This is a genomic window from Vibrio pelagius (genome assembly GCF_024347575.1).
Lineage (GTDB): Bacteria > Pseudomonadota > Gammaproteobacteria > Enterobacterales > Vibrionaceae > Vibrio > Vibrio pelagius.
The window spans coordinates 390,064-416,168 of sequence record NZ_AP025503.1 but is presented as its reverse complement, the minus strand read 5'-3'; the positions used below and the strand labels follow the sequence as shown (position 1 = coordinate 416,168).

The 26,105-nt window shown below is 46.1% G+C and carries 24 protein-coding genes; 12 read left to right on the top strand and 12 right to left on the bottom strand.

The window, feature by feature from the left end; genetic code table 11:
• The first annotated feature begins 33 nt into the window (after nt 1–33).
• From surA to vsple_RS01880, 5 genes are all read left to right on the top strand, one after another.
• Entirely contained in the window at nt 34–1,329 is a 1,296-nt protein-coding gene (gene surA / locus vsple_RS01900; RefSeq protein ID WP_255231529.1) for a peptidylprolyl isomerase SurA, read from the top strand.
• Nucleotides 1,319–2,308: a 4-hydroxythreonine-4-phosphate dehydrogenase PdxA gene (gene pdxA / locus vsple_RS01895; RefSeq protein WP_261882525.1), complete on the top strand. Its 990-nt coding sequence runs from the start codon at nt 1,319–1,321 to the stop codon at nt 2,306–2,308. Before surA ends, pdxA begins: the two co-directional genes overlap by 11 nt.
• On the top strand, nt 2,305–3,120 hold the full coding sequence (gene rsmA, locus vsple_RS01890; RefSeq protein WP_032553036.1) for a 16S rRNA (adenine(1518)-N(6)/adenine(1519)-N(6))-dimethyltransferase RsmA: 816 nt from the start codon (nt 2,305–2,307) through the stop codon (nt 3,118–3,120). The genes pdxA and rsmA overlap by 4 nt, the downstream gene beginning before the upstream one ends.
• Nucleotides 3,121–3,200: 80 nt before the next feature.
• Complete coding sequence (apaG, locus tag vsple_RS01885; RefSeq protein ID WP_255231531.1) at nt 3,201–3,581, top strand: Co2+/Mg2+ efflux protein ApaG; 381 nt, start codon at nt 3,201–3,203, stop codon at nt 3,579–3,581.
• Nucleotides 3,582–3,611: 30 nt separating this feature from the next.
• A complete protein-coding gene (locus tag vsple_RS01880) occupies nt 3,612–4,415 on the top strand; it encodes a symmetrical bis(5'-nucleosyl)-tetraphosphatase (RefSeq protein WP_261882524.1) in 804 nt (267 codons plus the stop codon).
• Between the two features lie 126 nt (nt 4,416–4,541).
• Here vsple_RS01880 and folA read toward each other — a convergent pair whose 3' ends face one another.
• From folA to rplU, 6 genes are all read right to left on the bottom strand, one after another.
• A complete protein-coding gene (gene folA / locus vsple_RS01875; RefSeq protein WP_261882523.1) occupies nt 4,542–5,021 on the bottom strand; it encodes a type 3 dihydrofolate reductase in 480 nt (159 codons plus the stop codon).
• Between the two features lie 38 nt (nt 5,022–5,059).
• On the bottom strand, nt 5,060–5,545 hold the full coding sequence (locus vsple_RS01870) for a threonine/serine exporter family protein (RefSeq protein ID WP_261882522.1): 486 nt from the start codon (nt 5,543–5,545) through the stop codon (nt 5,060–5,062).
• The gene (locus tag vsple_RS01865) at nt 5,527–6,294 is read right to left on the bottom strand and encodes a threonine/serine exporter family protein (protein WP_255231535.1); all 768 of its coding nucleotides are present in this window, start codon (nt 6,292–6,294) and stop codon (nt 5,527–5,529) included. The genes vsple_RS01870 and vsple_RS01865 overlap by 19 nt, the downstream gene beginning before the upstream one ends.
• A gap of 123 nt (nt 6,295–6,417) precedes the next feature.
• Nucleotides 6,418–7,584, bottom strand: a complete 1,167-nt coding sequence (cgtA, locus tag vsple_RS01860) for an Obg family GTPase CgtA (RefSeq protein WP_150895887.1) — start codon at nt 7,582–7,584, stop codon at nt 6,418–6,420.
• 249 nt (nt 7,585–7,833) lie between these two features.
• Nucleotides 7,834–8,091, bottom strand: coding sequence for a 50S ribosomal protein L27 (gene rpmA / locus vsple_RS01855; RefSeq protein ID WP_261882521.1), 258 nt, complete (start codon nt 8,089–8,091; stop codon nt 7,834–7,836).
• Nucleotides 8,092–8,110: 19 nt separating this feature from the next.
• Nucleotides 8,111–8,422: a 50S ribosomal protein L21 gene (gene rplU, locus vsple_RS01850; protein WP_032553027.1), complete on the bottom strand. Its 312-nt coding sequence runs from the start codon at nt 8,420–8,422 to the stop codon at nt 8,111–8,113.
• Nucleotides 8,423–8,675: 253 nt separating this feature from the next.
• Here rplU and ispB point away from each other — a divergent pair, with 253 nt between their 5' ends.
• Nucleotides 8,676–9,647: an octaprenyl diphosphate synthase gene (gene ispB, locus vsple_RS01845; RefSeq protein ID WP_261882520.1), complete on the top strand. Its 972-nt coding sequence runs from the start codon at nt 8,676–8,678 to the stop codon at nt 9,645–9,647.
• Nucleotides 9,648–9,723: 76 nt separating this feature from the next.
• On the opposite strand, the gene vsple_RS01840 is transcribed toward ispB, so the two are convergent.
• Together vsple_RS01840 and mdh are read right to left on the bottom strand one after the other, a co-directional pair.
• Nucleotides 9,724–9,915, bottom strand: coding sequence for a hypothetical protein (locus vsple_RS01840; RefSeq protein ID WP_261882519.1), 192 nt, complete (start codon nt 9,913–9,915; stop codon nt 9,724–9,726).
• Between the two features lie 121 nt (nt 9,916–10,036).
• A complete protein-coding gene (gene mdh, locus vsple_RS01835; protein ID WP_032553024.1) occupies nt 10,037–10,972 on the bottom strand; it encodes a malate dehydrogenase in 936 nt (311 codons plus the stop codon).
• 331 nt (nt 10,973–11,303) lie between these two features.
• Between mdh and argR the strand changes: the two genes are divergently transcribed.
• From argR to vsple_RS01815, 4 genes are all read left to right on the top strand, one after another.
• Nucleotides 11,304–11,774 (top strand): transcriptional regulator ArgR, encoded by a 471-nt coding sequence (gene argR, locus vsple_RS01830; RefSeq protein ID WP_032553023.1) that lies wholly within the window; start codon nt 11,304–11,306, stop codon nt 11,772–11,774.
• 342 nt (nt 11,775–12,116) lie between these two features.
• On the top strand, nt 12,117–13,085 hold the full coding sequence (locus tag vsple_RS01825) for a TAXI family TRAP transporter solute-binding subunit (protein ID WP_255231538.1): 969 nt from the start codon (nt 12,117–12,119) through the stop codon (nt 13,083–13,085).
• A gap of 259 nt (nt 13,086–13,344) precedes the next feature.
• Nucleotides 13,345–15,924, top strand: coding sequence for a TRAP transporter permease (locus vsple_RS01820; RefSeq protein WP_261882518.1), 2,580 nt, complete (start codon nt 13,345–13,347; stop codon nt 15,922–15,924).
• A 105-nt stretch (nt 15,925–16,029) separates the two neighbouring features.
• On the top strand, nt 16,030–16,467 hold the full coding sequence (locus tag vsple_RS01815; protein ID WP_255231540.1) for a universal stress protein: 438 nt from the start codon (nt 16,030–16,032) through the stop codon (nt 16,465–16,467).
• 73 nt (nt 16,468–16,540) lie between these two features.
• Here the strand turns inward: vsple_RS01815 and vsple_RS01810 are convergent, their stop codons facing one another.
• Nucleotides 16,541–17,503 (bottom strand): D-2-hydroxyacid dehydrogenase, encoded by a 963-nt coding sequence (locus tag vsple_RS01810; RefSeq protein ID WP_261882517.1) that lies wholly within the window; start codon nt 17,501–17,503, stop codon nt 16,541–16,543.
• A gap of 38 nt (nt 17,504–17,541) precedes the next feature.
• Nucleotides 17,542–18,276 (bottom strand): bifunctional tRNA pseudouridine(32) synthase/23S rRNA pseudouridine(746) synthase RluA, encoded by a 735-nt coding sequence (gene rluA / locus vsple_RS01805; protein WP_261882516.1) that lies wholly within the window; start codon nt 18,274–18,276, stop codon nt 17,542–17,544.
• A 165-nt stretch (nt 18,277–18,441) separates the two neighbouring features.
• Between rluA and vsple_RS01800 the strand changes: the two genes are divergently transcribed.
• A complete protein-coding gene (locus vsple_RS01800) occupies nt 18,442–19,713 on the top strand; it encodes an NRAMP family divalent metal transporter (protein WP_261882515.1) in 1,272 nt (423 codons plus the stop codon).
• Nucleotides 19,714–19,814: 101 nt separating this feature from the next.
• Here vsple_RS01800 and rapA read toward each other — a convergent pair whose 3' ends face one another.
• Nucleotides 19,815–22,724 carry an RNA polymerase-associated protein RapA gene (rapA, locus tag vsple_RS01795; protein ID WP_255231544.1) on the bottom strand — a complete coding sequence of 970 codons (2,910 nt, stop codon included), beginning with the start codon at nt 22,722–22,724 and terminating at the stop codon, nt 19,815–19,817.
• Between the two features lie 466 nt (nt 22,725–23,190).
• On the opposite strand from rapA, the gene vsple_RS01790 reads away from it, so the two are divergent.
• Entirely contained in the window at nt 23,191–24,573 is a 1,383-nt protein-coding gene (locus vsple_RS01790) for a PhoH family protein (RefSeq protein WP_261882514.1), read from the top strand.
• Between the two features lie 75 nt (nt 24,574–24,648).
• Here the strand turns inward: vsple_RS01790 and tldD are convergent, their stop codons facing one another.
• Nucleotides 24,649–26,094, bottom strand: a complete 1,446-nt coding sequence (tldD, locus tag vsple_RS01785; RefSeq protein WP_261882513.1) for a metalloprotease TldD — start codon at nt 26,092–26,094, stop codon at nt 24,649–24,651.
• Nucleotides 26,095–26,105 lie beyond the last annotated feature (11 nt).

Here is a 26,105-nt window from a genome sequence, read left to right as displayed (position 1 = left end):
TGGTGTTAAACCGGTAAATAGAAAGGACAACACATGACACTGTGGAAACACACATTAATCGCGCTTGCTACTGTTTGTACTGTTTCAGTAAGCCACGCTGCTCCAGTAGAGCTCGACAAAGTAAAAGTCATCGTAAATGAGGGCGTTATCCTACAGAGTGATATCGACGCATCGATGAAAACATTGCGCGCCAATGCTAAGAAAAATGGTCAAACTCTTCCTTCTCAAGAGGTATTAAAAGATCAGGTATTAGAGAAACTGATCATCGACACCATTCAAACTCAAGAAGCAGAGCGCATTGGTGTGCGTATTGACGATAGCCGCCTTGATCAAGCTATCGCCGGTATCGCTAAAGACAACAACCAGACTATAGAGCAGCTCACCGCTTCCGTAGCTGAACAAGGTCTAAGCTACAACGCATTCCGCGAACAGGTAAGAAAAGAGATTGCCGCGAGTGAAGCACGCAATGCGTTGGTACGTCGTCGAATCAACATTCTACCTGCAGAAGTCGACAACCTAGCTGACATCCTAGCGCAAGAAACCAATGCAACGGTTCAATATAAGATTGGTCACATCCAGCTTCGTTTTAACGATGATCAGACCAAAGAAGAACTAGAAGCACAAGCCAATGAGCTTGTTGAAGAGCTGAACTCAGGTAAAGATTTCAGCACCATGGCCTACACTTACTCAAAAGGTCCTAAAGCACTGCAAGGCGGTGATTGGGGGTGGATGCGTAAGGAAGAGATGCCGACAATCTTTGCAGACCAAATCAAACTTCAGAATAAAGGCAGCATCATCGGCCCGTTCCGAAGTGGTGTGGGTTTCCATATTCTAAAAATCGAAGATGTAAAAGGTCTAGAAACCGTCGCTGTAACCGAAGTCAATGCGCGACACATCCTAGTCAAACCAACGGTTATCTTGAGCGATGAAGGTGCGCAAGAGCTTCTGCTCGACATCACACGTCGCATCAAAGCAGGTGAAGCAACCTTTGGTGAATTAGCACAGCAATATAGCCAAGACCCAGGCTCAGCAGTTCAAGATGGTGAATTGGGCTACCAAACTCCAGACCTGTACGTACCAGAGTTTAAACATCAGGTTGAGACTCTGCCTGAAGGCGATATCAGTGCGCCATTTAAAACCGTTCATGGTTGGCACATTGTTGAAGTTCTTGATCGCCGTGAAGTAGACCGCACCGACTCAGCGCTTAAAAACAAAGCTTACCAGATTCTATTCAATCGCAAGTTCAATGAAGAAGCGGGCGCTTGGCTACAAGAGGTTCGAGCAAGCGCTTTTGTAGAGATGGTTGAGGAAGAGCAAGATGACAACTAGAAGAATTGCGGTAACAGCAGGTGAACCTGCCGGTATCGGGCCAGATTTAGTGCTTGCTCTCTCTCAAGAGAGCTGGCCACATCAATTGGTGGTATGTGCGGATAAACAGATGCTGGCTGAACGCGCAAAACTCCTCAATTTAAACGTTGAGCTACTCGACTACAATAGTGAAGATGCACCTCAACCTCAGCAAGCCGGAACCTTAGTGGTTAACCATATTCCAATGGCAGAGCCTACGATTGCAGGCACACTCAACGAAGCCAATGGTCATTATGTATTAAATACATTAGAAACTGCCGCAATGGGCTGTATGAATAATGAATTTGATGCTATTGTCACCGGCCCTGTTCATAAGGGGGTAATTAACCGTGCTGGGGTCGCGTTTAGCGGTCACACTGAGTTCTTTGCTGAGAAGTCCAACACACCATTAGTTGTAATGATGTTGGCAACCGAAGGATTACGTGTTGCGCTTGTCACAACGCATATTCCTTTAGCCTATGTTTCCCAAGCCGTCACCGAAGACAGACTTGCGCAAATCATCGAAATTCTAAATAGAGATCTCGTTGAGAAATTTGCGATTGAGAAACCTAACATTTATGTATGTGGACTAAACCCACATGCCGGCGAAGATGGCTGTTTAGGACGTGAAGAGATTGAAACCATCACTCCAACGCTCGAAAAAATTCGCCAAGAAGATGGCATAAACCTGATTGGTCCATTACCAGCAGACACCATTTTCAATGAAAAATATTTGCAAGATGCAGATGCTGTTTTAGGTATGTATCACGACCAAGTTCTACCTGTACTAAAATACAAAGGCTTTGGTCGCTCAGTGAATATCACGCTTGGCTTGCCATTTATCCGTACATCGGTCGATCATGGCACCGCCTTAGATTTGGCAGGGAAAGGCCAAGCTGATACAGGGAGCTTTAGAACAGCGCTCACGCACGCCATTGAATTAGTAGAGAAAAAACAATGAGAAATGATGTCCACTTAGGGCACAAAGCGCGTAAACGTTTTGGTCAAAACTTCCTAAACGATCCGTATATTATCGACGGGATCGTATCGAGCATTAATCCACTACCGGGACAAAACCTAGTAGAGATTGGCCCTGGTCTAGGTGCAATCACAGAGCCAGTCGGCAAGCTGGTGGATAAGTTCACCGTAATTGAACTCGATAGAGATCTAGCAGAACGCTTACGCACTCATCCAGACCTAGCGGATAAGCTGACGATCCACGAAGGCGATGCGATGAAGTTCGACTTCGATCAGCTCGTTAAGCCAAACAATAAACTGCGTATCTTCGGTAACCTACCGTACAACATTTCTACGCCGTTAATGTTCCACCTATTTGAATTCCATAAAGACATTAAAGACATGCACTTTATGCTTCAAAAAGAGGTGGTAAACCGTCTAGCAGCTGGACCGGGTAGCAAAGCTTATGGCCGTTTAACAGTGATGGCTCAGTACTACTGTAAAGTTACGCCAGTGCTTGAAGTGCCACCAACAGCGTTCGTTCCGCCACCGAAAGTAGACTCAGCAGTAGTTCGTCTTCAACCATACGAAGAGCTTCCGTACCCAGCTAAAGACCTGAAGTGGCTAGATCGCGTATGTCGTGAAGGCTTTAACCAGCGTCGTAAAACAGTCCGTAACTGCTACAAATCTTTGATTAGCAAAGAGGTTCTGGAAGAGTTGGACATCAATCCGAGCATGCGTCCAGAAAACCTGACTCTGGTGCAATTCGTGGATATGGCGAACTGGTTATACGACAACCACAACGCAACAAAATAGATAAAAAGGCTCCTAGCTGCGGTTAGGAGCCTCTTTTTTATGTAATACTCTAGATTGAACAATAACAAAAAGGTGCGAATATGGATGTATCAACGCCTTGTATTAAGTGCCAAGTCCACTCTAAATACATAGAAGACCAATCAGAGCCAACTAAGAACCGCTACGTCTTCGCCTACATCATCACAATCAAAAACCTCAGCCAAGAGACTGTTCAGCTGCTCTCTCGACGTTGGTTGATCACCGACTCAAACGGAAAACAGCTCTCTATTGAGGGAGAAGGTGTGGTCGGTCAACAGCCAGTTATTGAGTCCAGTGACGAATACACTTACACCAGTGGAACTGTCATCGAAACCCCTGTCGGTGTAATGCAAGGGCATTACGTTATGACTGACAGCAAAGGAGCGGAGTTTATTGCTGAGATTGAACCGTTTCGCTTAGCTATCCCTAATATCCTTAACTAACCCTCTCCCATAGATTGAACAGGAAATAACGTGCCGAATTATATTGTCGGAGATATCCAAGGCTGCTTTGATGAATTTAAGCAGCTTCTTGAACAGGTGCAATTCAACCCGAGCACAGACACTTTATGGGTTGCGGGAGACTTGGTCGCTCGTGGCCCCAAGTCATTAGAAACATTGAGATATATCCGCGATCTTGGCAACTCTGCAAAGGTGGTGTTAGGTAACCATGACTTACACTTACTTGCCGTGTCTCAAGGCTTATTCCCTGCTAAAGCGAAAGACAAGACTCAACCGATTCTAGATGCATCAGACAGAGAAGAGCTACTGAGTTGGTTGCGACAACAGCCACTAATGCAAGAGCACGATGAATTTGTGGTGGCCCATGCTGGTATTTCACCTCAATGGAGCCTAAAGCGCGCTCGTAAAGAGAGTGACAAGATAAGCAAACTCCTCCAGTCAGACAAATGGCCTTGGCTGATCGAGAATATGTACAGCAACACTCCCGATCTCTGGAGCAAGGATTTAGAAAAAATCGAACGCTATCGCTATGCCATTAACAGCTTTACCCGCATGCGTTTTTGCTTCCCAGATGGGCGTTTGGATATGGGATGTAAACTCCCACCAAAAGAGGTGTCAGATAACCAGTTTATTCCTTGGTTTAACCTGCCGCAGCGTAAACAACTCGATAAAACGGTACTGTTTGGCCACTGGGCAGCACTAGAAGGCTATCAAGGTAAAGATGTGATTGGCTTGGATACCGGGTGTGTATGGGGAGGAGAACTCACCATCTTACGCTGGGAGGATAAGAAGTTCTTCACACAGAAAGCACTATAAATACGAGATACGAGATACGAGATACGAGATACGAGATACGAGATACGAGATACGAGATACGAGATACGAGATACGAGAAGCTTGCGCTACTAGCGAGATAGCGCAAGCAGTTACAAACTTTAGACCTTAGCGCTCTAAAATCACAAACTCCATGTTGTGTTTGTTTTTCTCATCCGCTTTAAACTGCTCAGAATAGCTTTGCGTCCAACCTTCTCCCCAATCAGGGAACTGAGTATCGCCTTCAACAACAAGATCAATATAGGTTAGATACAGCTTATCCGCTTTCGGTAAACAGTGAGCGTAGATCGAGCCACCACCGATGATCATCACCTCTTCCACATCACCGACCAACTCTAAAGCCCGCTCAACAGACGCCGCCATCGTGACACCATCAATTTTCAAGGTTTCATCACGGCTCACAACGATATTCAAGCGCCCTGGTAACGGACGGCCAATAGAATCATAAGTTTTACGTCCCATCACAATAGGCTTACCCATTGTCGAACGTTTAAACCACGCAAAATCAGCGGGAAGATGCCAAGGCATTTGATTGTCTTTACCAATGACGCGATTATCTGCCATTGCCGCTATCATACTGATGATCATATCTACTGAGGTCCTACTCTGAATTGGGTTAATGTTTGCTAAACGATAGGTCTACGGCGGTAGAATAACAGCCCGGGCACTGCTAAGCCAATCGCTAACCCCGCGATAATGAACATCGCTTTAAGGAAATTCTCCATCAACATCGCGACTAACTCAGGTGTATAGCCCGTATTGTTAATCTCAACCATCGCAATCATCGCCTTGAAGGCAAAGACACCCGGAACCATTGGAATGAGAGCTGCGACCGTAAACACCTTAGGGTGAGCCAGCAGTTTATGCGACCAATGGACACCTATCATGCCAACAAGGGTTGCAGCAAAGAAGGTCCCCCACTCAATAGGTACACCGAAGTGCATCATTAAATATCGACTTCCGTGACCAATGGCCCCACCAAGCGCACAATAGATAAGTGCTCGCTGTGGAACGTTGAATACCAGCGCAAAGCCGACAGCAGGAATGGCAGCAAAAAACATATCATTGGCTAAACCTAATAATAACTCTAACATTATCCAGCCCACCCCCATACGCCCGACAAGCTCATTGCAGCCACAATGCCAAGGCTAGTTGCCAATGTCAGTAAACTCGCCATAGTAAAGCGCGCTAGCCCCATATTGATATGTCCTTTAAGCATATCTGCAACAGAGTTAATTAATGGAAAGCCTGGAACCAACATTAATACAGAAGAGGCCATTGCTATAGTGGGTTGACCGCCAATATCGAACAAAACAGCTTGAGCAGAAATGGCTGTAGTCACAAAAGCTGTAACGGCAAAGTTAAGCAGAGGGTTAAAGTGTCGATGACCGATCTCTTGACGAACAATCATGCCGCACGCAGACGCGATAAAAGTCATCATAAATACGTGCCAATCGCCTCCCGCTAAACGACTGAATGAAGCACAAGATAACCCTATCATCACCACAACCAACCAGCGGTTGTAGCGCTCAGGGCTGATATCGTTAATCTTCCTCTGTGCTAAGTCAGAATCTAGAATCCCTTTTTCCATCATGATGCAGATGCGTTGAATATCAGTAATCACCCGCATATTGATACCACGATCAGCACAGCTTCGAGTGGTGGTGATACAGTGATCACCCATAACGGTCGTAACCACTAGCGCATTGGCGGACAGAGCGACTTCCACTTCGTCGACACCACATGCAATGCCTATGCGACGCATGATGTCGCCCACTAAGGTACTTTCAGCACCGTGTGCCAATAACATTTGTCCAGATTGAGCGACCAATCGAGATATCGCTCGTTGTTTTGATGCCATGATTTCCTTCCCATTGGCGTTGATACTTAAGAGGTAGATTTTGCCTGATTCATCATCACCGATTCATGATTTAGATACAAAAAAACCGCAATATTAATTGCGGTTTTCGTCTAATCGGCTCAATTAGTCACGAACGTAGATAACATGACCGTCATCTTCTTCGTCATCCCAATCGTCCCAATCATCGTCAGTCACTACATCTTTGCCGCTCATCGCGTCTTTGTGGTAGTCATCCCACATGAAGTCGACTTTCTCTTCTTCAGTCACCTCTTCCTCTTCACGAGGTAGGTTTTCCATGAAGTCAGCGAGTTTGTAACAAAGGTCTTTAGTACCCAGTTTATTCACAGCTGAGATTTGGAAGTACTCACCTTCCCAACCTAGAGCATCAATAATCTCTTGGATCTTCTCTTGTGCTTCTTCTTCAGGCATTAGATCAACTTTATTAAACACTAACCAGCGAGGCTTTTGAGCCACTTTTTCGCTGTACTGTTCAAGCTCGTCGATGATCGTGAGTGCATTCTGAATAGGATCCGATTGATCAATTGGCATGATATCGATCATATGCAGCAGTACACGACAACGCTCAAGGTGCTTCAAGAATCGAATACCAAGGCCAGCACCATCCGCAGCGCCTTCAATCAGACCTGGGATATCGGCAACCACAAAGCTCTTCTCAGGAACCACACTCACTACACCCAAGCTTGGGATAAGTGTCGTAAACGGATAATCCGCTACTTTTGGTTTCGCTGCAGAAACAGAACGAATGAAGGTAGATTTACCAGCATTTGGTAGACCTAGCATACCTACATCCGCAAGCAGCAGTAGCTCTAGGCGAAGTTCACGAACCTCACCTTTGGTACCCATGGTCTTTTGACGAGGAGCTCGGTTAACAGACGACTTAAAACGCGTGTTACCTAGCCCGTGCCAACCGCCTTTTGCGACCATCACTTTCTTGCCGTGCTCAGCAACTTCAGCCACGATTTCATTAGTGTGGATATCAACAGCACGAGTACCGACTGGTACTTTCAATGTGATGTCTTTACCACGCTTACCTGTACAGTTACCACCACGGCCATTCTCACCACGCTCTGCATTGTAAAAACGTTGGAAACGGTAATCGATCAGTGTGTTTAGGTTTTCATCCGCTTGGATATAAACATCACCACCGTCACCGCCATCACCGCCGTCAGGGCCGCCTTTTGCTACGAATTTTTCGCGCCAAAAACTTACTGTACCATTACCACCATCACCGGCTTCTACTTTTACTACCGCTTCATCAACGAATTTCATTTTTAACTCCGCACTTTGCGCTGTGCATCACTCATCAGAGAATGATATAAATTCTAGCAGATCCGTATTTAGATCGATCACCTAAGATCTAGGGTCTATCTGCAACTAAGGAACAAATAAGAAGGGGTTCTTTGCTGTACACGTAACAAGAGCGCCTGCTTTTTTATTCTCGCTTTAATTTCAATCTCATTATAAATAAAAAACCCCGCCTAACGGCAGGGCTTTTAAATTCATCTTGAGACTGAGGAATTACTCAGAATCGATGCTAACGAATCTACGGTTTTTAGGACCTTTCACTTCGAATTTCACTTTACCTTCAGTAAGAGCGAAAAGAGTGTGGTCTTTACCGATACCTACGTTAGTACCAGCGTGGAACTTAGTACCACGTTGACGAACGATAATGTTACCTGCAAGAACAGATTCACCACCGAAACGCTTTACACCAAGACGTTTGCTTTCTGAATCGCGGCCGTTACGAGTAGAACCGCCAGCTTTTTTGTGTGCCATTGTTAAACTCTCCTATAACTTAAGCGTTAATGCCAGTGATTTTCACTTCAGTGAACCACTGACGGTGGCCAGCTTGCTTACGAGAGTGCTTACGACGACGGAACTTAACGATTTTAACTTTATCGCCACGACCGTGTTGTACTACTTCCGCAGTAACCTTACCACCTTCAACAAGAGGTGCACCAACAGTGATTTCTTCACCGTTAGCAACAAGAAGAACTTTATCAAATTCAACAGTTGCACCAGTTTCAACGTCTAATTTCTCTAAACGAAGAGTTTGACCTTCGCTTACACGGTGTTGTTTACCACCAGATTGGAAAACAGCGTACATATTTTACTCCGCTTTTTCCGCACAGCCTCATTTGGGTGTGCGCTAAACTAATCATCAATAGGGCGCAGATTCTACAGAGAAGATACGCCTTTGACAAGCCATATTTTTAAAAAATTGGCGAAAACCTGTTCGCCAAAGAAAAGTGCGGCAATCATGCCCTTAAGCGATATATTAATCAACGTTTTTTAGTGTATTATTCAACAATTAATACAACGTATAAGCCTTACAGGGTCTAACTTTAGCCGGATGAACAATGGATTTTAAAGCTATCCAAGCGCTTACTGCCAATGATATGGCAAAAGTGAATGAAACAATTCAAGCCCAACTTAATTCTGACGTAAGTTTAATCAACCAACTTGGTTTCTATATCGTGAGCGGTGGCGGCAAGCGCCTTCGCCCTTTGCTTGCTCTTTTATCAGCTCGTGCTCTTGGCTATCAAGGTGACGCTCATATCACCTCGGCAGCCTTTATTGAATTCATCCATACAGCGACGTTATTGCATGATGATGTGGTGGATGAATCGGACATGCGTCGCGGTAAAGCAACAGCGAATGCAGCCTTTGGCAATGCAGCCAGCGTTCTCGTTGGTGATTTTATCTACACTCGTTCATTCCAAATGATGACAAAGTTAGGATCACTAAGGATCCTTGAACTGATGAGTGAAGCGGTAAACGTGATCGCGGAAGGTGAAGTTCAGCAATTAATGAACTGCAATGATCCAAACACCACTGAAGAAAGCTACATGCAGGTGATCTACTCGAAGACTGCACGCCTGTTTGAAGCAGCGACACAAATTGGCGCTATCTTGACTGAATCGTCACCTGAAGTCGAAACGGCAATGCAGAACTACGGTAAATACCTTGGCACCGCTTTCCAGTTGATTGATGATGTGATGGACTACACCGCAGATGGTAAAGAGATGGGTAAAAACGTGGGTGATGACCTTGCAGAAGGTAAACCGACTCTGCCACTGCTTTACGCCATGCGCAACGGTACACCAGAGCAAGCAAGTATGATCCGCGAAGCGATTGAGCACTCAAACGGTATGGAGAAGCTTGACGATATTCTTGCAGCAATGAAAGCGACAGGATCTCTAGAATACACCACGCAGAAGGCGCACGAAGAGGCGGACAAAGCCATTGCCGAGTTATCTATACTTCCAGATTCAGAATACAAGCAAGCGCTAATAACACTGGCTCACCTAGCGGTAAAACGCAGCAAGTAATCATTCAGCGCAACTGGCAATTCGTCAGGTAAACAAAAAAAGAGCCCTCAGAGGCTCTTTTTTAGTTTTTGGGGAGTTAGTAACGGCTAGACTCCAATGAAAGTGGAAGTTGCGCATCAATCGCTTCTAGCTCTTCTAGCGGCACTGCATATTGCTCATGGGTGTGATAAGACTCAACTAAGGCGGTTTGCTCTTGCTCATCAATCACTAACACCTTACCTAGGTGCCCCAAATATTCGACGTGCGTCCCTTTTCGTACTCGACTCATACCCTACCCTCGGTTTTCCATTTCAACGGGAATACGAGCCTTTAGCAAACAAAGATCAAAAGCCGAGATCAAAAAAACCGCTCATCAGAGCGGCTTTTGAATCAAGACAATCTAAATGCGCTTATTTAGCGAATTCAACACCGATTTCGATGTCGCCATTTAGAGTTTCTAGCATGCTGTCTAGTGCATTGCGCTCAAAGTCGCTAAGTTCACCGTAGCTCAGGATCGCTTCTGCGCCTTCTTTACCAAGTTTCACTGGCTGTGCGAAGAATGGGGCGTGCTCGCCTTCACCTTCAACGTATGCACACTCAATAACGCCTTCTTCACCTTGAAGCGCTTTAACAAGTGCTAGACCAAAGCGACAAGCTGCTTGGCCCATAGATAGTGTCGCACTACCACCGCCCGCTTTCGCTTCTACTACTTCAGTACCCGCGTTTTGAATACGAGTTGTCAGTGCTGCGATCTCTTCGTCTGTAAACTCAACACCCTCTACTTGTGAAAGTAGTGGAAGGATTGTTACACCAGAGTGACCACCGATAACTGGTACACGGATATCGCCTGGATCTTTGTCTTTTAGCTCAGCAACGAATGTTTCAGAACGAATAACATCTAGAGTAGTCACACCGAATAGACGACGCTTGTCGTAAACGCCTGCTTTCTTAAGAACTTCAGCAGCGATTGGCACCGTTGTGTTCACAGGGTTCGTGATGATACCCACACAAGCTTTTGGACAAACAACCGCGATTTTTTCAGCTAGAGACTTAACAATACCCGCGTTTACATTGAAAAGATCCGCACGATCCATACCTGGCTTACGTGCAACACCCGCAGAAATAAGAACGACATCAGCACCTTCTAGCGCTGGAGTTGGATCTTCACCCGCGTATCCTTTGATCGAAACCGGCGTTGGGATATGGCTAAGATCAGCAGCAACACCCGGTGTTACTGGAGCGATATCGTAAAGAGCAAGATCAGAACCAGCAGGTAGGCGGTTCTTAAGTAATAGGGCTAGGGCTTGACCGATGCCACCAGCGGCACCAATAACAGCTACTTTCATTGTTATTCTCCTTGAGAGATTTTCTCTTATAAATTCTTAGTAGGGTGATTTGTGAGCTAATTTAAGTTCAAAAACTATAATAATCACAAAGTGATTACAATCAATTAACGCCAGCTTTGCGACCTCGCGCAAGTCAATAAAACCGTGCTACACGGAGAATTTGTATTATGTGAATAATTGACTGAAATAACAAAGCAAATCGTCATTAATGGCATATTATTCTATTTAATGTTTACAGTGATATGACTAACAAATTGCCTGGATACTTTGGCTAAAACTGAATATGTATGCGAGAATATGCAAATAGATTTGTTTAAAAATAAGAAGACATATGCGCAATACCGAAAAACAAGACAACTTAGTTCGCGCTTTTAAAGCTTTACTAAAAGAAGAGCGCTTTGGCTCTCAAGGTGAGATTGTCGACGCACTCAAGCACGAAGGCTTTGAGAGTATCAACCAATCAAAAGTCTCGCGTATGTTAACTAAGTTTGGTGCGGTTCGAACTCGCAATGCGAAAATGGAGATGGTTTACTGCCTTCCCGCTGAACTAGGTGTTCCAACAGTTTCTAGCTCGCTCAGAGAGTTGGTGCTAGATATTGACCACAACAATGCGTTGGTTGTTATTCACACAGGTCCTGGTGCTGCACAGTTAATCGCTCGCTTATTGGACTCTCTGGGTAAGTCGGAAGGTATCTTAGGCGTGGTTGCTGGTGATGACACTATCTTTATTACCCCAACGCTGGCAGTCACAACCAAACAGCTATTTGAGTCGGTATGTGAACTATTTGAATACGCTGGCTAATGTTTGAAACGCCATAAACATGGCTCATATGAATGGATCATGAACATCTATAAATTTCGTGATCCAAATCACATCCTGAAATATCCATCTCCAGCCACCAAAAATCACATAACTATTTGATTTTAAAAAATCTAGTTGCAACTAAAACGTTATATTAGTGCACAGTTATTTAGATTTTTTCGCTATAAGTTTTAACATTCGAGTAATTTACTGCCAATTTTTTGATATTATTCAGCCACTTTTTCATCACATGGATTGAAAAAGGTGCCGTTTCCAAAGAGGAAACTCCAGAAGCAACTACACTTGCTTCAGGGTTAATAATGAATAAAGGAAGGGAAATTCATGGCATTTACCAAACTTCTTAAAGTTGGTGCGATTGCAGCTGCTGTAATGGGCGCTGGCGCAGCTAACGCTCAAGAGTTCATCACAATCGGTACTGGTTCTGTTACGGGTGTTTACTACCCTACAGGTGGTGCTATTTGTAAACTCGTGAACAAAGGCCGCAAAGACCACAACATCCGTTGTTCAGTAGAATCGACTGGTGGTTCAATCTACAACGTTAACACTATCCGTGCTGGTGAACTGGATTTCGGTGTTGTTCAATCGGACTGGCAATACCACGGTTACAACGGTACAAGTAAGTTCAAAGATCAAGGCGAGTACAAAAAACTACGCGCTATGTTCTCTCTACACACAGAACCGTTCAACATCATTGCTCGTACAGATGCTGGCATCAATGGCGTTGCTGACCTAGCAGGTAAGCGCGTAAACATTGGTAACCCAGGTTCTGGTGACCGTGCAACTATGGGTGTTGTAATGGACGCTATGGGTTGGACTAACGACAGCTTCAAGCTAGCGTCTGAACTAAAAGGTTCTGAGCGTTCTCAAGCACTTTGTGATAACAAGATTGATGCATTCATCTACATGGTTGGTCACCCGAACGGTTCAATCAAAGAAGCAACAACGTCTTGTGACGCTAAGCTAGTTTCTGCAACAGGTCCTCAAATCGACAAGATCGTTGCTGAAAACCCATACTACGCATACAGCACAGTACCTGCAGGTATGTACCGCGGTACAGACGCTGACGTAAACAGCTTTGGTGTAGCAGCAACTATGGTAACAACGACTGACGTATCAGACGATGTTGCTTACAACGTTGCAAAAGCAGTATTTGAAAACTTTGACACGTTCAAACGTCTTCACCCTGCATTTGCAAACCTGAAGAAAGAGGACATGGTAAAAGCAGGTCTTTCTATCCCTCTACACCCAGGTGCTGAAAAATACTACAAAGAAGTGGGTCTTCTGAAGTAATCCCTCTTCAAACCTACTCTATCCAATAAGGAGGCGAGCCCTCCTTATTGGCTTTTCACGCTTTATAAAAAGAACCTAAGTGAAAAGAGACAAACTTTTAAGTCTCTCCAAATTGGAGAACTTACCTTCGTATCAAGCCTAAGACACAGTTGATCCAAAACGCATTTTCTTGTCAGTTCACTACACTAGATAGGAAGAAAAATTACGTATCGCTGTGACATGCGAAAAGGCTAGACCATCAATAATAAGGATAAAGTACATGACGCAGACAACATCACCGTCTTCTGATGTGCAAGAAATGGTGGCACAATCAGACACTGGAGCACGTAGCCCGAGCGGTATGCAAGGTCGTATTCTATGGTTTGTGCCGCTATGTTGGTCATTGTTCCAACTTTGGTATGCATCTCCGCTACCATTTATTTTTGACTTCGCTGTATTGAACGATACTCAAGCACGAGCCATTCACCTCACGTTTGCTATCTTTCTTGCATTTACTGCTTACCCAGCATTAAAGAATTCTCCTCGCGACTATATACCAGCTCTTGATTGGGTATTGGCGCTTGCTGGTAGTTTCTCTGCTGCTTATATCTACATTTTTTACACGGAGCTCGCTGGCCGTTCAGGCGCTCCGACGACTTTTGATATTGTGGCAGCGGTAACCGGTATGGTACTGCTACTGGAAGCGACACGACGTGCACTTGGTCCACCGCTTATGGTGGTTGCAGCTGTATTCCTGCTGTACACGTTCGGTGGTCCATACATGCCAGACGTGATCGCACACAAAGGTGCAAGTCTCAACAAAGCAATGTCGCATCTATGGTTAACGACTGAAGGTGTATTTGGTGTTGCTCTGGGTGTTTCTACCTCATTCGTATTCTTGTTCGTACTCTTTGGTGCGATGCTGGAGCGTGCGGGCGCAGGTGCTTACTTCATCAAAGTCGCATTCTCACTGCTTGGACACATGAAAGGCGGCCCAGCAAAAGCCGCGGTTGTGGCTTCAGGTCTATCTGGTCTAGTTTCTGGTTCTTCGATTGCTAACGTAGTAACCACAGGTACTTTCACGATTCCACTGATGAAACGTGTTGGCTTCCCAGGGACTAAAGCGGGCGCAGTAGAAGTAGCAGCTTCAACCAATGGTCAACTGACTCCGCCAATCATGGGTGCAGCTGCATTTTTGATGGTGGAATACGTGGGTATCTCTTACGTTGAAGTTATCAAAGCGGCACTACTACCTGCACTTATTTCTTACATCGCTCTGATTTACATCGTTCACTTAGAAGCGTGTAAAGCGGGCATGACAGGTCTTCCTCGTCGTCACACTCCAACTGTGGTTCAAAGTCTACTATCGTTCACTGGCACGATTTTAGGTCTATGTATCATCAGTGCAGTGGTTTACTACGGTGTTGGTTGGACGAAAGATGTGTTTGGCGCAGCTGCGACACCTATCGTCACAGTCGCTCTACTTCTCTCCTATCTTGGTTTGATTCGCATCTCAGCAAAATACGCTAAAGAGGGCGGTATCGAAATCGACGAGAACCTAACGGAAGTACCGGATCCAGGTCCAACCATCAAGTCAGGCTTGCACTACCTACTGCCTATCGTGGTTCTAGTATGGTGTCTAACCGTTGAGCGCTTCTCTCCGGGTCTATCCGCATTCTGGGCAACGGTGTTTATGATCTTTATTCTGATCACTCAACGTCCACTGATGGCGATGATGACCAAATCTGAAGATCTTGCGGCTCAAACAAAAGAAGGCTTTATCGATCTAGCTGAAGCACTGGTTTCAGGTGCGCGTAACATGATCGGTATCGGTGTGGCGACTGCCGCAGCTGGTACAGTGGTAGGTGTGGTAACACTTACTGGTATCGGTCTGGTTATGACTGACTTCGTTGAGTTTATCTCAGGTGGTAGCATCCTACTCATGCTGCTGTTTACTGCGGTAATTAGCTTAATTCTAGGTATGGGTCTACCAACAACCGCTAACTACATTGTTGTTTCGACTCTCATGGCGCCGGTAATCGTAACTCTAGGTGCAGCACACGGCTTGATCATTCCATTGATTGCGGTTCACCTGTTCGTGTTCTACTTCGGTATCTTAGCCGATGATACACCGCCAGTTGGCCTAGCAGCCTTTGCAGCCGCAGCGATTGCTAAGTCAGATCCAATCCGTACTGGTATTCAAGGCTTTACCTACGATATCCGTACTGCCATCTTGCCATTCATGTTCATCTTCAATACTCAACTACTGTTGATGGGCATTGATTCATGGTGGCATTTAGCGCTGACGATCTTCTCATCAGTAGCAGCGATGCTGATCTTCTCTGCCGCGACGCAAGGTTGGTGGTTCACTAAGAATAAATGGTGGGAAACGGTACTCTTACTTGTACTGACCTTCTCTTTCTTCCGTCCAGGTTTCTGGTGGGACATGATCTACCCAGCGAAAGTTCTTTCACCAGGTGTTGAGATTGCGCAAGTTACTGAGCAGCTAAATGTAGGACAATCTATCGAACTAAGAGTCGGTGGTGAGAACCTAGAAGGCGAATACTCAGAAAAGACTGTGCGTCTGCCGTTTGATGACAAGGCAGCCACTGCTGAAGAACGTATCTCATCAATGGGTCTGATGCTAACCGAAGCTGACGGCAAGATGATTGTCGACATGGTTGAGTTTGGCAGCCCTGCTGAAGCGGCTGGTATCGATTTTGATTGGGAAATTAAGTCCATCATTCAAGATGCTGACCGACCAATGAAAGAGTGGGTATTTGTTCCGACTCTACTGATCCTCATTGGCTTAGGTATGAACCAAAGAAGACGTGCTCGTAAGGATGAGATTAGCGCGTAACGATGGGAAGTGAGAGTATTCCAAACGCTTTCACTTCTGTATTACACGGAAAGGATAGTACGGTGCTAGACTCGCTCAGCGCCGCTAAACTAAAGAGACAAAAACATGTACAGACAAATCCTTGTTCCAGTTGATCTTAATGACAAAGGCTTTTCAGACAAAGCCGTTGAACTTGCAGTATGGCACGCTAAACATAGCAACGCAGAGATTCACCTTTTGAACGTTCTGCCAGGTATTCACATGTCTATGGTTGCATCTTACTTCCCGAAAGATGCAGCAAACCAAATGAAGCAAGACGTAAAGCGTCAGCTTCAAGAGTTTGCAGATAAATACATCGATGACGAAGTGATCTACAAAGTACATGTGGCTGAAGGTAAAACCTACTCGACCATTTTAGACCACGCAGAGAAGCTAGGCGCAGACCTTATCGTTATGCCAAGCCATAAGCGCTCTAAGATTGATAAAGTGGTTCTAGGCTCTGTAGCAAGCAAAGTGGTACAGAACTCACCAATCAATGTTTTGGTGGTGAAGCCACAAGGCTAAGTTTATTCCGTTCTCAAGCACAAAAGGTTGGCTTCTATGCCAACCTTTTTTATTGGAGGAATTCAACCAAAGACTACGTCACTAGATTTTGAGCGACCCCTGCTGCAAACGCGTCAATGTTATCCATTAGAATATCCGCCAGCTTCTGTATCGCACTATCGCTGCCCCACGCCACATGAGGTGTCAAAATAAGATTAGGTAAGTCACTGTTTGCTAAAAGAGGGTTAGACTTATCTGCCGGCTCAGCCGTGAATACGTCAACACCCGCCCCTGCAATCTCGCCACTGCGCAGCGCTTCAACTAACGCGACTTCATCCACCAGTCCACCGCGTCCTGCATTGACCAGCACACAATTTGGTTTCATCATCTGAAACTCTTCGCTAGAGATTACATTCTCTGTCTGAGCCGTTAACGGGCAGTGTAAGCTGATTGCATCCGCGGTTTTAAGTACCTCTTCAAAGGACGTGTAACCCTCGCGGCAAGTGCTCGCTCCCTTGCGTTCAGCAAACACCACCTGCATTCCAATCGCTTTGGCCAGAACTGCAGTCGCTTGGCCTAAACTGCCACTCCCCAAGATACCTAAGGTGCTGCCAGCAATATCTTGAATTGGGTGCGTGAAAAAGCAGAACTGTTTATCACGTTGCCATACATCACGCTCGATATCTTGGTGGTAGCCCTTAAGGTTACGCTTTAAAGCGAACAGCATTGCAATCACATGTTCGGGAACGGACTGAGTCGCGTATCCCTGAATGTTACTGACTGAGATTCCATTACCTTGACAGTACTCCAGGTCAATGTTGTTTACGCCAGTAGCAGAGACAGCAATAAAACGCAGTTTAGCGGCGGATGATAAGTTGGAAGCATTCAGCACCACTTTATTCGTGATAACAATCTCTGCGTCAGCTATTCGCTCAGCGACTTGGTTCGGTTGAGTGAAGTCATACTCCACCCACTCATGTTCAAAACTCAACGCTTTCAAAGAGATCTGGGATGGAATGGTTGCCCTATCGAGGAACACCACCTTAGGCTTGCTCATTATTCTTCCTTGTTTCAACATTCGTCTATCAGTCCATTCTAACCTTTCAGCCTTTTGTAGTCTGGTAGTTCCTGCTCAATATCAAAATGTTGAGCGATCTGCGGCTTGGCTTCTGGGTAAAAGTCACACGGGACAAACGCGGTAAATAACTGGTCAGTCGCAGGATGATAAAAACTGAGTTCAGATGCATGAAGCTCTAATCGTTGAGAATAACTGAGTGCTGGCTCCGTTGAGTAAAACTCGTCTCCCACCATCGGATGACCCAGTGCCATGGTATGAACACGCAACTGATGAGAACGCCCTGTAATCGGAAGCAAACGTAACAGAGTTGTATGCTCCTCACGCTGCGCAACTTGGTAGCGAGTCTGGGCAGGCTTTCCCTGTTCAAAACACACTTTCTGTCGAGGTCTATTTGGCCAATCACAAATCAAAGGCAGATCAACCTCCCCTTCAGCCCGCTCCACGTCACCCCATACTCGAGCGTAGTAAAGTTTATGAGTTAATCGATACTGAAATTGCTTCTTTAAATGGCGCTCAGCCTGTTTATGTTTCGCAAACAGCATCAGACCTGAGGTCGACATGTCCAAGCGATGCACGGCTTGCGCCTGTGGGAAAGCCTCTACAACTCGGCTCCACATACTGTCATAGTGCTGTGGCTCTCGACCAGGAACCGACAGTAATCCTGATGGTTTGTTGACCACTAAGATATCTTCATCTTCAAACACAACTTCAATCCAAGGATCGGTCGGAGGCGTGTATTTAACTAATGCCATGATATTTTTTTCGTCTCATAGATTTCTCAAAAATAAAAGCAAACCAAAATGTACATTTATAATTACAAATAAAAGCCAATATCGTACATTTTAATTGACAGTAATTTTAAACATGTTATTGATAAGGAAACAGGAGCTTAACAAGAAAAACCCAAGGATGTATTAATGGAAAACACGGTCACCGCCCCTCACCCCACTCAACCAACGCCGCTATCTGGATTACTGAAATCACTCGGTCCAGGGATAATGATGGCAGCTGCTGCCGTTGGTGGCTCTCACCTAGTCGCATCCACAAAAGCAGGGGCTATGTATGGCTGGCAATTGGCCGCGCTGATCGTTCTGGTCAACCTTTTTAAATACCCATTTTTCCGAGCTGGCATCCAGTACACCTTAGGTACTGGGCAGAGCCTAGTCGAAGGCTACTCTAACCTTGGGCGTCCTTACTTACTCGTCTTCACGGTGCTTAGTGCGATCTCTGCGGTCGTGAATACCGCTGCATTGTTATTGTTCAGCGCGAGCCTACTCAGTTACTTTATTCCTTTCGAGCTCGCCACTAGCACGCTATCAATCATTGTGCTTGCGACCTGTTTGATCATTCTGTTTGCAGGACATTATCGTGCTCTAGATATGCTCTCAAAAACGATCATGGCTGTATTAACCATTACCACTTTGGCTGCGGTGGCGATTGCGTTTGGTTCACCCATCGAACCAGCAGCGACCTTTGAGCCACCTTCACCGTGGTCTCTGGCTGCGATTGGATTCATTGTGGTAACCATGGGTTGGATGCCAGCCCCAATTGAGATCTCCAGCATCACCTCGATGTGGCTTAAGAGCCAAAAAACCAAGCATGACGTAACCGCGCAATCCGCTCTGTTTGACTTTAATGTAGGTTACATTGGTACGGCACTACTGGCTTTAGTCTTCGTTGCACTTGGCGCACTAGTACTGCATGGTTCGGGGGTTGAACTCTCAGGTTCTGGTGTTGGTTTTACCCATCAATTAGTTGGTATCTATGCTTCAACCATTGGAGAATGGTCACGCCCTCTGATCGCCATTATCGCTTTCTTTTGTATCTTCGGCAGTACCATTACAGTGATCGACGGTTATTCACGAGTCTTGGCCGAGTCACAACGACTGCTCACCAATAAAGCGGACAGCCCTAAAATGTTACAAGGCTGGATCATTGTCGTCTCTATAGCTGCGATCGCTATTGTCATGTTCTTCACGTCCGCTCTAATGCCGATGCTAAACTTTGCGATGGTGTTGGCGTTTGCTACCACACCATTCTTTGCTCTACTTAACTACATTTTGGTGAGCAAAGCAGAGCTGCCTAAAGCCTTAGATCTAGGGTCAAAACTGAAACTGCTATCAATTGTCGGTTTGATTTACTTATTCGGCTTCCTTGCTCTATTTGTCTGGTGGAAGTGGTTCATGTGACACTCTAAATAACGCTTTTAAACAAATCTAAAAAAGGCCTTCATCGTGAAGGCCTTTGGGGTATTTACCAGCTAAGAACTAGTCCTGTAGCGTCACTCAAATTAGTTGTGCGAAACCACAATCAAACGCAGCGAATCAAGCTGTACTTGCGCTTTAGCAATGTAGCCCGTCAGCTCTTCAATTTGTGTCTCAATCACTTGTAACTCTTCGTCACGAATGTTTGGATTCACCGCTTTCAGTGCTTGTAGACGCTCTAGCTCGCCATTAAGGTTCGCTTGCATCTCTTTCTGAGCTTGCTCTCGAACTTCTTCCACTTTAGGCAGCACTTGCGCTTCACCGGCTTCAATCAACTTATGGATATCCGCTTGCACCGAGTTCACTAGCTTACTTGCTAAATGGCGGTTCACAGGGCTCAATTGACGGTTAAAGCCTTCAAATTCCACCTGTGAAGAGAGATCGTTACCACGCCCATCCATCATCAGACGAATCGGTGTCTTAGGTAAGAACTGGCTGATACCGCTGCGCTTAGGCGCCTGCGCATCAACAAGGTAAACCAACTCTAGAAGAATGGTACCGACAGGGAGGGCTTTGTTCTTCAACAGTGACACAGCTGAAGTACCCACGCCTTCACTCAATAGCAGATCAATACCACCTTGAATCATCGGGTGCTCCCAGCTAATGAAGTTCATATCTTCACGAGAAAGCGCTGTATCACGGTCGAAGGTGATCGTAGCACCTTCGTATGGCAGGCCTGGGTAGCTTGGAACCATCATGTGCTCAGACGGTGTGACTACCAGTGCGTTTTCACCCTTGTCATCTTGGTTAAGACCGATGGTGTCGAATAGGCTAAGTGCAAACGTCACCAAATTGGTGTCGCCATCAGTAGAAGCAATTTTCTCAGCGATTTCAGCCGCTTTCTCACCGCCGTTTGAATGCATCTCAAGCAGTCGGTCACGACCTTTCTCAAGATCAGCTTTAAGGCTCTGGTTGAGCTTCGCCGACTCTTCAATCACTTCATCTAACTGTTCAGTGTTGCCCGATGCCAGCATCTCAATCAGATTTTCTGCGTACTTGTCGTAAACGGTGCGACCTGTTGGACATGTCTCACCAAACGCATTCAAGCCTTCGTCAAACCAACGTGCAAGAATTGCTTGTGAGGTACCTTTCAGGTATGGAACGTGGATGTCGATATCACGCTGCTGACCGATACGATCAAGACGGCCAATACGCTGCTCAAGCAAATCTGGGTTAAATGGTAAGTCAAACATCACCAATTGGTTTGCAAACTGGAAGTTACGACCTTCAGAGCCGATCTCACTACAGATCAGAACCTGAGCACCGCCCTCTTCTTGAGCAAAGTATGCCGCCGCTTTGTCACGCTCTAGGATAGACATCCCTTCGTGGAATACCGTTGCACGAATACCTTCACGCTCACGCAATGCCTGCTCAAGTTGCAGAGCTGTGCTCGCACGAGATGCGATCACCAGGATCTTCTCGCTGCGCTTCTCTTGGATCTTCTCTAGCAACCAGTTTACGCGTGAATCGAACTGCCACCAGCTTGATTCTTCACCTTCAAACTCTTGGAAGATCTCTTCTGGGTAGAGCATCTTCATCGCTCGCGCTTCTGGTGTCATCTTGCCACCAATCATGCCCGATACACGCATCGATGTGGTGTACTGACTTGGGATCTCCATTGGCAGTAGATGAACGTTACGCTTGGGGAAGCCTTTAATCGCAGCACGAGTGTTTCTAAATAGAACGCGGCCAGTACCGTGACGATCCATTAGGTTATCAATCAGCTCTTGGCGCGCAATCGCCTGCTCTTCTTCTGGGCTGTCGCCTTCGATAACGCGGAATAGAGGTTCAACGTCCTGTTCCGAAAGCAGCTCAGTGATCTGGTTTTTCTGGCTATTCTCTAGCTTGATACCAGAGAACAGTGCCGTTACTGCATCTGCAACCGGCGCGTATTGCTCTTCTTCTTCGACAAATGCGTCGTAGTCATAGAAGCGATCAGGATCCAGCAGACGCAGACGAGCGAAGTGACTCTCACGACCCAGTTGTTCAGGCGTCGCCGTCAGTAGCAGCACACCCGGAGTATTCTCAGCTAACCCTTCCACCACTTGGTATTGGCGGCTTGGTTTGTCTTGGCTCCACTCTAGGTGGTGCGCTTCATCGACAACCAATAGATCCCACTCACCTTCCAGAGCTTGCTCGTAGCGTTTACGGCTCTTGCGCAGGAAGTCGAGTGAACACAATACATATTGCTGAGTATCGAATGGATTGTCCGATTCAGCGAAGGCTTCAATACAGCGCTCTTCATCAAAGATCGAGAAATGCAGGTTGAAACGACGCATCATTTCGACCAACCATTGATGCTGCAGTGTTTCTGGTACCACAATCAGGATACGCTCAGCACGGCCAGAAAGCACCTGCTGATGGATGATCATACCCGCTTCGATGGTTTTACCTAAGCCCACTTCATCCGCGAGCAGAACGCGCGGTGCGTGACGACGACCGACTTCATGAGCGATGTATAGTTGGTGAGGGATTAGACCTGCACGCATGCCACATAAGCCACGCATAGGGCTCTTATGTTGCTGATATTGGTTGCTCAATGCACGGTAGCGCAACACAAAGTTGTCCATGCGATCAATTTGACCAGCATAGAGCTTATCTTGAGGTTTGTTAAAACGGATCTGGTTACTTAGGAAGATCTCACGCAGAGAAACGCCGCTCTCTTCCGTGTCTTGGCGAGTGCCTAGATAGGTAAACAGGCCTTGCTCTTCAATCACTTCTTCAACCGACAGTGACCAGCCTTCCTGACATTCAATAACATCGCCAACATTAAACGTTACTCGGGTTACGGGAGCATCAGTGCGTGCATAAACACGATTCTCTTCTGACGCGGCAAACATGAGTGTCACTGTGCGAGCATCCATTGCTACAACGGTACCTAAACCTAAATCGCTCTCCGTATCGCTTATCCAGCGCTGCCCCAAAGCAAATGTCATGAATCGACTACCTCAATCTTATCTGTGGAATTTGGTCATTTAAGCCATCAATTTCTTATCGGGACTTTGCAATTCCCAGAATAAAAATATAGCTAAAAATGCTTCGTTTGCAGCCACATTCCAATTAAGCGAATTAGATTCTATCGATTGAGAATATGGTGCAGAAAAAGGTCGCTAATCTTACTTGATGCTGTGATTTAGGTCACGCCAAAAGGTGATGATTTCATGCTTTTTTTCCGATTTCGTCTGTGCAATCAAACTGTCAAAAAAGCATGGCTATTCTAGATGGCAAAGATTGCTGTTTTTGCATGAATGAACCATATTTAGAGTATCGGCAATATGGTGACATTCCTCTGGCTAAAGTTGAGCTAGGTTGTGAACTGACATGCTCATTAGGCTGTGATCCTAGCTGGCTTTATCCACGTTTATCTGTGATACAAGAAGCCGTATCTGGCAAGGAGATGCTATGGGCGAGACCAATCGGAAACTATTTGTTTTAGACACCAACATTCTACTTCACGAACCCTTCGCAATTTTTTCGTTTCAAGAACACGACGTGGTTATCCCGATGACCGTTCTTGAAGAACTCGACCGAATCAAAGACAGCAAAAGAGATGTCGCACGCGACGCAAGAATCGCTATTCGCGCCTTGGAAGACCTATTCAGAGACGCAACCCCGGATCAAATCTCTGAAGGTATCCCATTTTCCAAAGACTTAAGCTGCGCCTCAGGCAGCATTTCCATTCTTGCAGATTATGAGCTGCAAGAGAGCATCAAGGCATTCGCCGACGACAAAGCCGGTGACAACCGTATTCTTAATGCCGTGCTCTACCTCCAAAACAAACGCGCACCGCGTGAAGTGGTGCTGATCACTAAGGACATCAACATGCGACTGCGCGCCAAAGGTGCCGGTGTACGCTTTGTTGAAGACTATCAAACCGACCAACTGATTGATGACATCCAATATCTAACCAAGGGCTTCCAAACGATAGAGGGCGCATTTTGGGACGGCATTGATAACGTTGATAGCCGAACTCTCGGCGGAAAAACCTATCACACCTTGGCACGCAGCCCATTTGAGCCAACCTTTATTAATCAATATGTGATTGATGAAGAGAGTGACTTCGCCGCCCGTGTTGCTGAAATAGAACCGGAAACCATCACTCTACAAGACATGAGCCGCGAGCGTTTAATGAACCGCCGCGCGTGGGACATCACCCCTAAAAACATCTATCAAGGAATGGCAATTGATGCGTTACTCGACCCAGATATCGACCTAGTGATTCTCACTGGGGCTGCGGGTAGCGGTAAAACATTGCTCGCTATGGCTGCTGCTCTCGAACAAACCATCGAACGTAAGCAGTTCGATAAGATCATCGTAACCCGAAACACACCTGACATCGGTGAATCGATTGGTTTCTTACCCGGCACCGAAGAAGAGAAGATGCTACCTTGGCTTGCTGCGGTCACCGATACCCTAGAGGCGCTGCACAAAAATGATCACTGCACTGAAGGGTCGATGAAGTACATCTGCGACAAAGCCAACATTCAGTTTAAATCGATAAACTTTATGCGTGGTCGCTCAATTCAGAACGCCTTCGTGTTGCTTGATGAGTGCCAGAACCTCACCGCTTCACAGATAAAAACCATCATCACCCGTTGTGGTGAGGGCACCAAGATCGTCTGCTCAGGTAACCTAGCGCAGATCGACTCTTCCTACCTAACCCCAGTGACCTCTGGTCTAACCTACATGGTCGAACGCTTCAAAGACTTCGAAGGCAGCGCCAATATCCACCTCAATGGCGTTGTACGAAGCCGTTTGGCAGAGTTTGCTGAAGAGAATATGTAGTTTAAAACCTAGCTAACAAATACGAAAAAGCGCCTCACTAGAAGGCGCTTTGATCATTTATGGGGTGAGTCTAGATTACTCAGTACCACCGACAGTCAGTGAGTCTAGCTTCAGCGTTGGCTGACCAACACCTACTGGTACACTTTGACCCGCTTTACCACATACACCTACACCACGGTCAATGCTTAGGTCATTACCGACCATAGATACTTGCTGCATCGCTTCAATGCCAGAGCCAATCAGTGTTGCGCCCTTCACAGGGTGAGTAATCTTGCCGTTTTCAATCATGTACGCTTCAGAAGCCGAGAATACAAACTTACCTGAAGTAATATCAACCTGACCACCACCGAAGTTGGGAGCGTAGATACCCTTATCTACGGTTGCGATGATATCTTCTGGCGTATGCTCTCCTGGCAGCATATAAGTGTTGGTCATGCGAGGCATTGGAAGATGCGCGTAAGACTCACGACGACCATTACCAGTTGGTGCGACACCCATTAAACGAGCGTTGAGTTTGTCTTGCATGTAACCTTTTAATACGCCGTTTTCAATCAAGGTATTGTATTGACCGTTGACACCTTCGTCATCGACATTCAGCGAGCCTCGAAGATCAGTCAATGTACCGTCATCAACAATCGTACATAGGCTAGATGTTACTTGCTCGCCAATTTTACCAGAGAAAACTGAAGACTCTTTACGGTTGAAATCACCCTCTAAGCCATGACCTACCGCTTCATGCAATAGCACGCCCGGCCAACCAGAACCAAGAACCACTGGCATCGCACCCGCAGGTGCAGCCACAGCTTCAAGGTTAACAAGAGCTTGACGAATCGCTTCGTCAGCAAATTGATACGCCACTTGAGTGCCATTATCGTCGCTCAAAAAGAAGTCATAACCAAAACGACCACCGCCACCAGCACTGCCGCGTTCACGACGATCACCTTTCTGCGCTAACACGCTAATAGACAGACGAACCAACGGGCGAATATCACCAGCGTAGGTACCATCGGTTGCTGCCACAAGCATCTGCTCGTGCACACCACTTAGGCTGATCGATACCTCGGTTACCATTGGTTCTTTAGTACGAATGTAAGCATCTATCGCTTTAAGCAGTTCGGTTTTCTGCTGCTTTTCCCAACTTGCTAGCGGATTTACTGCATCATAATAAGCTTGGTTCATGTTGCGCTTGAACGCTTGCACCTTACCGTTTTGCCCCTGCTTCGCGATACCACGAGCCGCGATCGCACTCTGTTTTAGACCTTCGAGTTGAATTTGATCTGAGTAGGCAAAACCGGTCTTTTCACCTGCAACCGCTCGGACGCCAACACCACAATCGATATTAAAAGATCCATCCTTGATGATGCTGTCTTCTAGGACTAGAGATTCATGCCAGCTCGACTGAAAGTAGATATCAGCATAATCAATCTGGCGGGTAGCAATGCTCGCCAATGTATCTGCGATATTTTGCTCCGTAAGCCCTGTCGGGTTAAGTAGCGCTTCTTCAATTTGATTGATGCTCATAAATGGCTCTT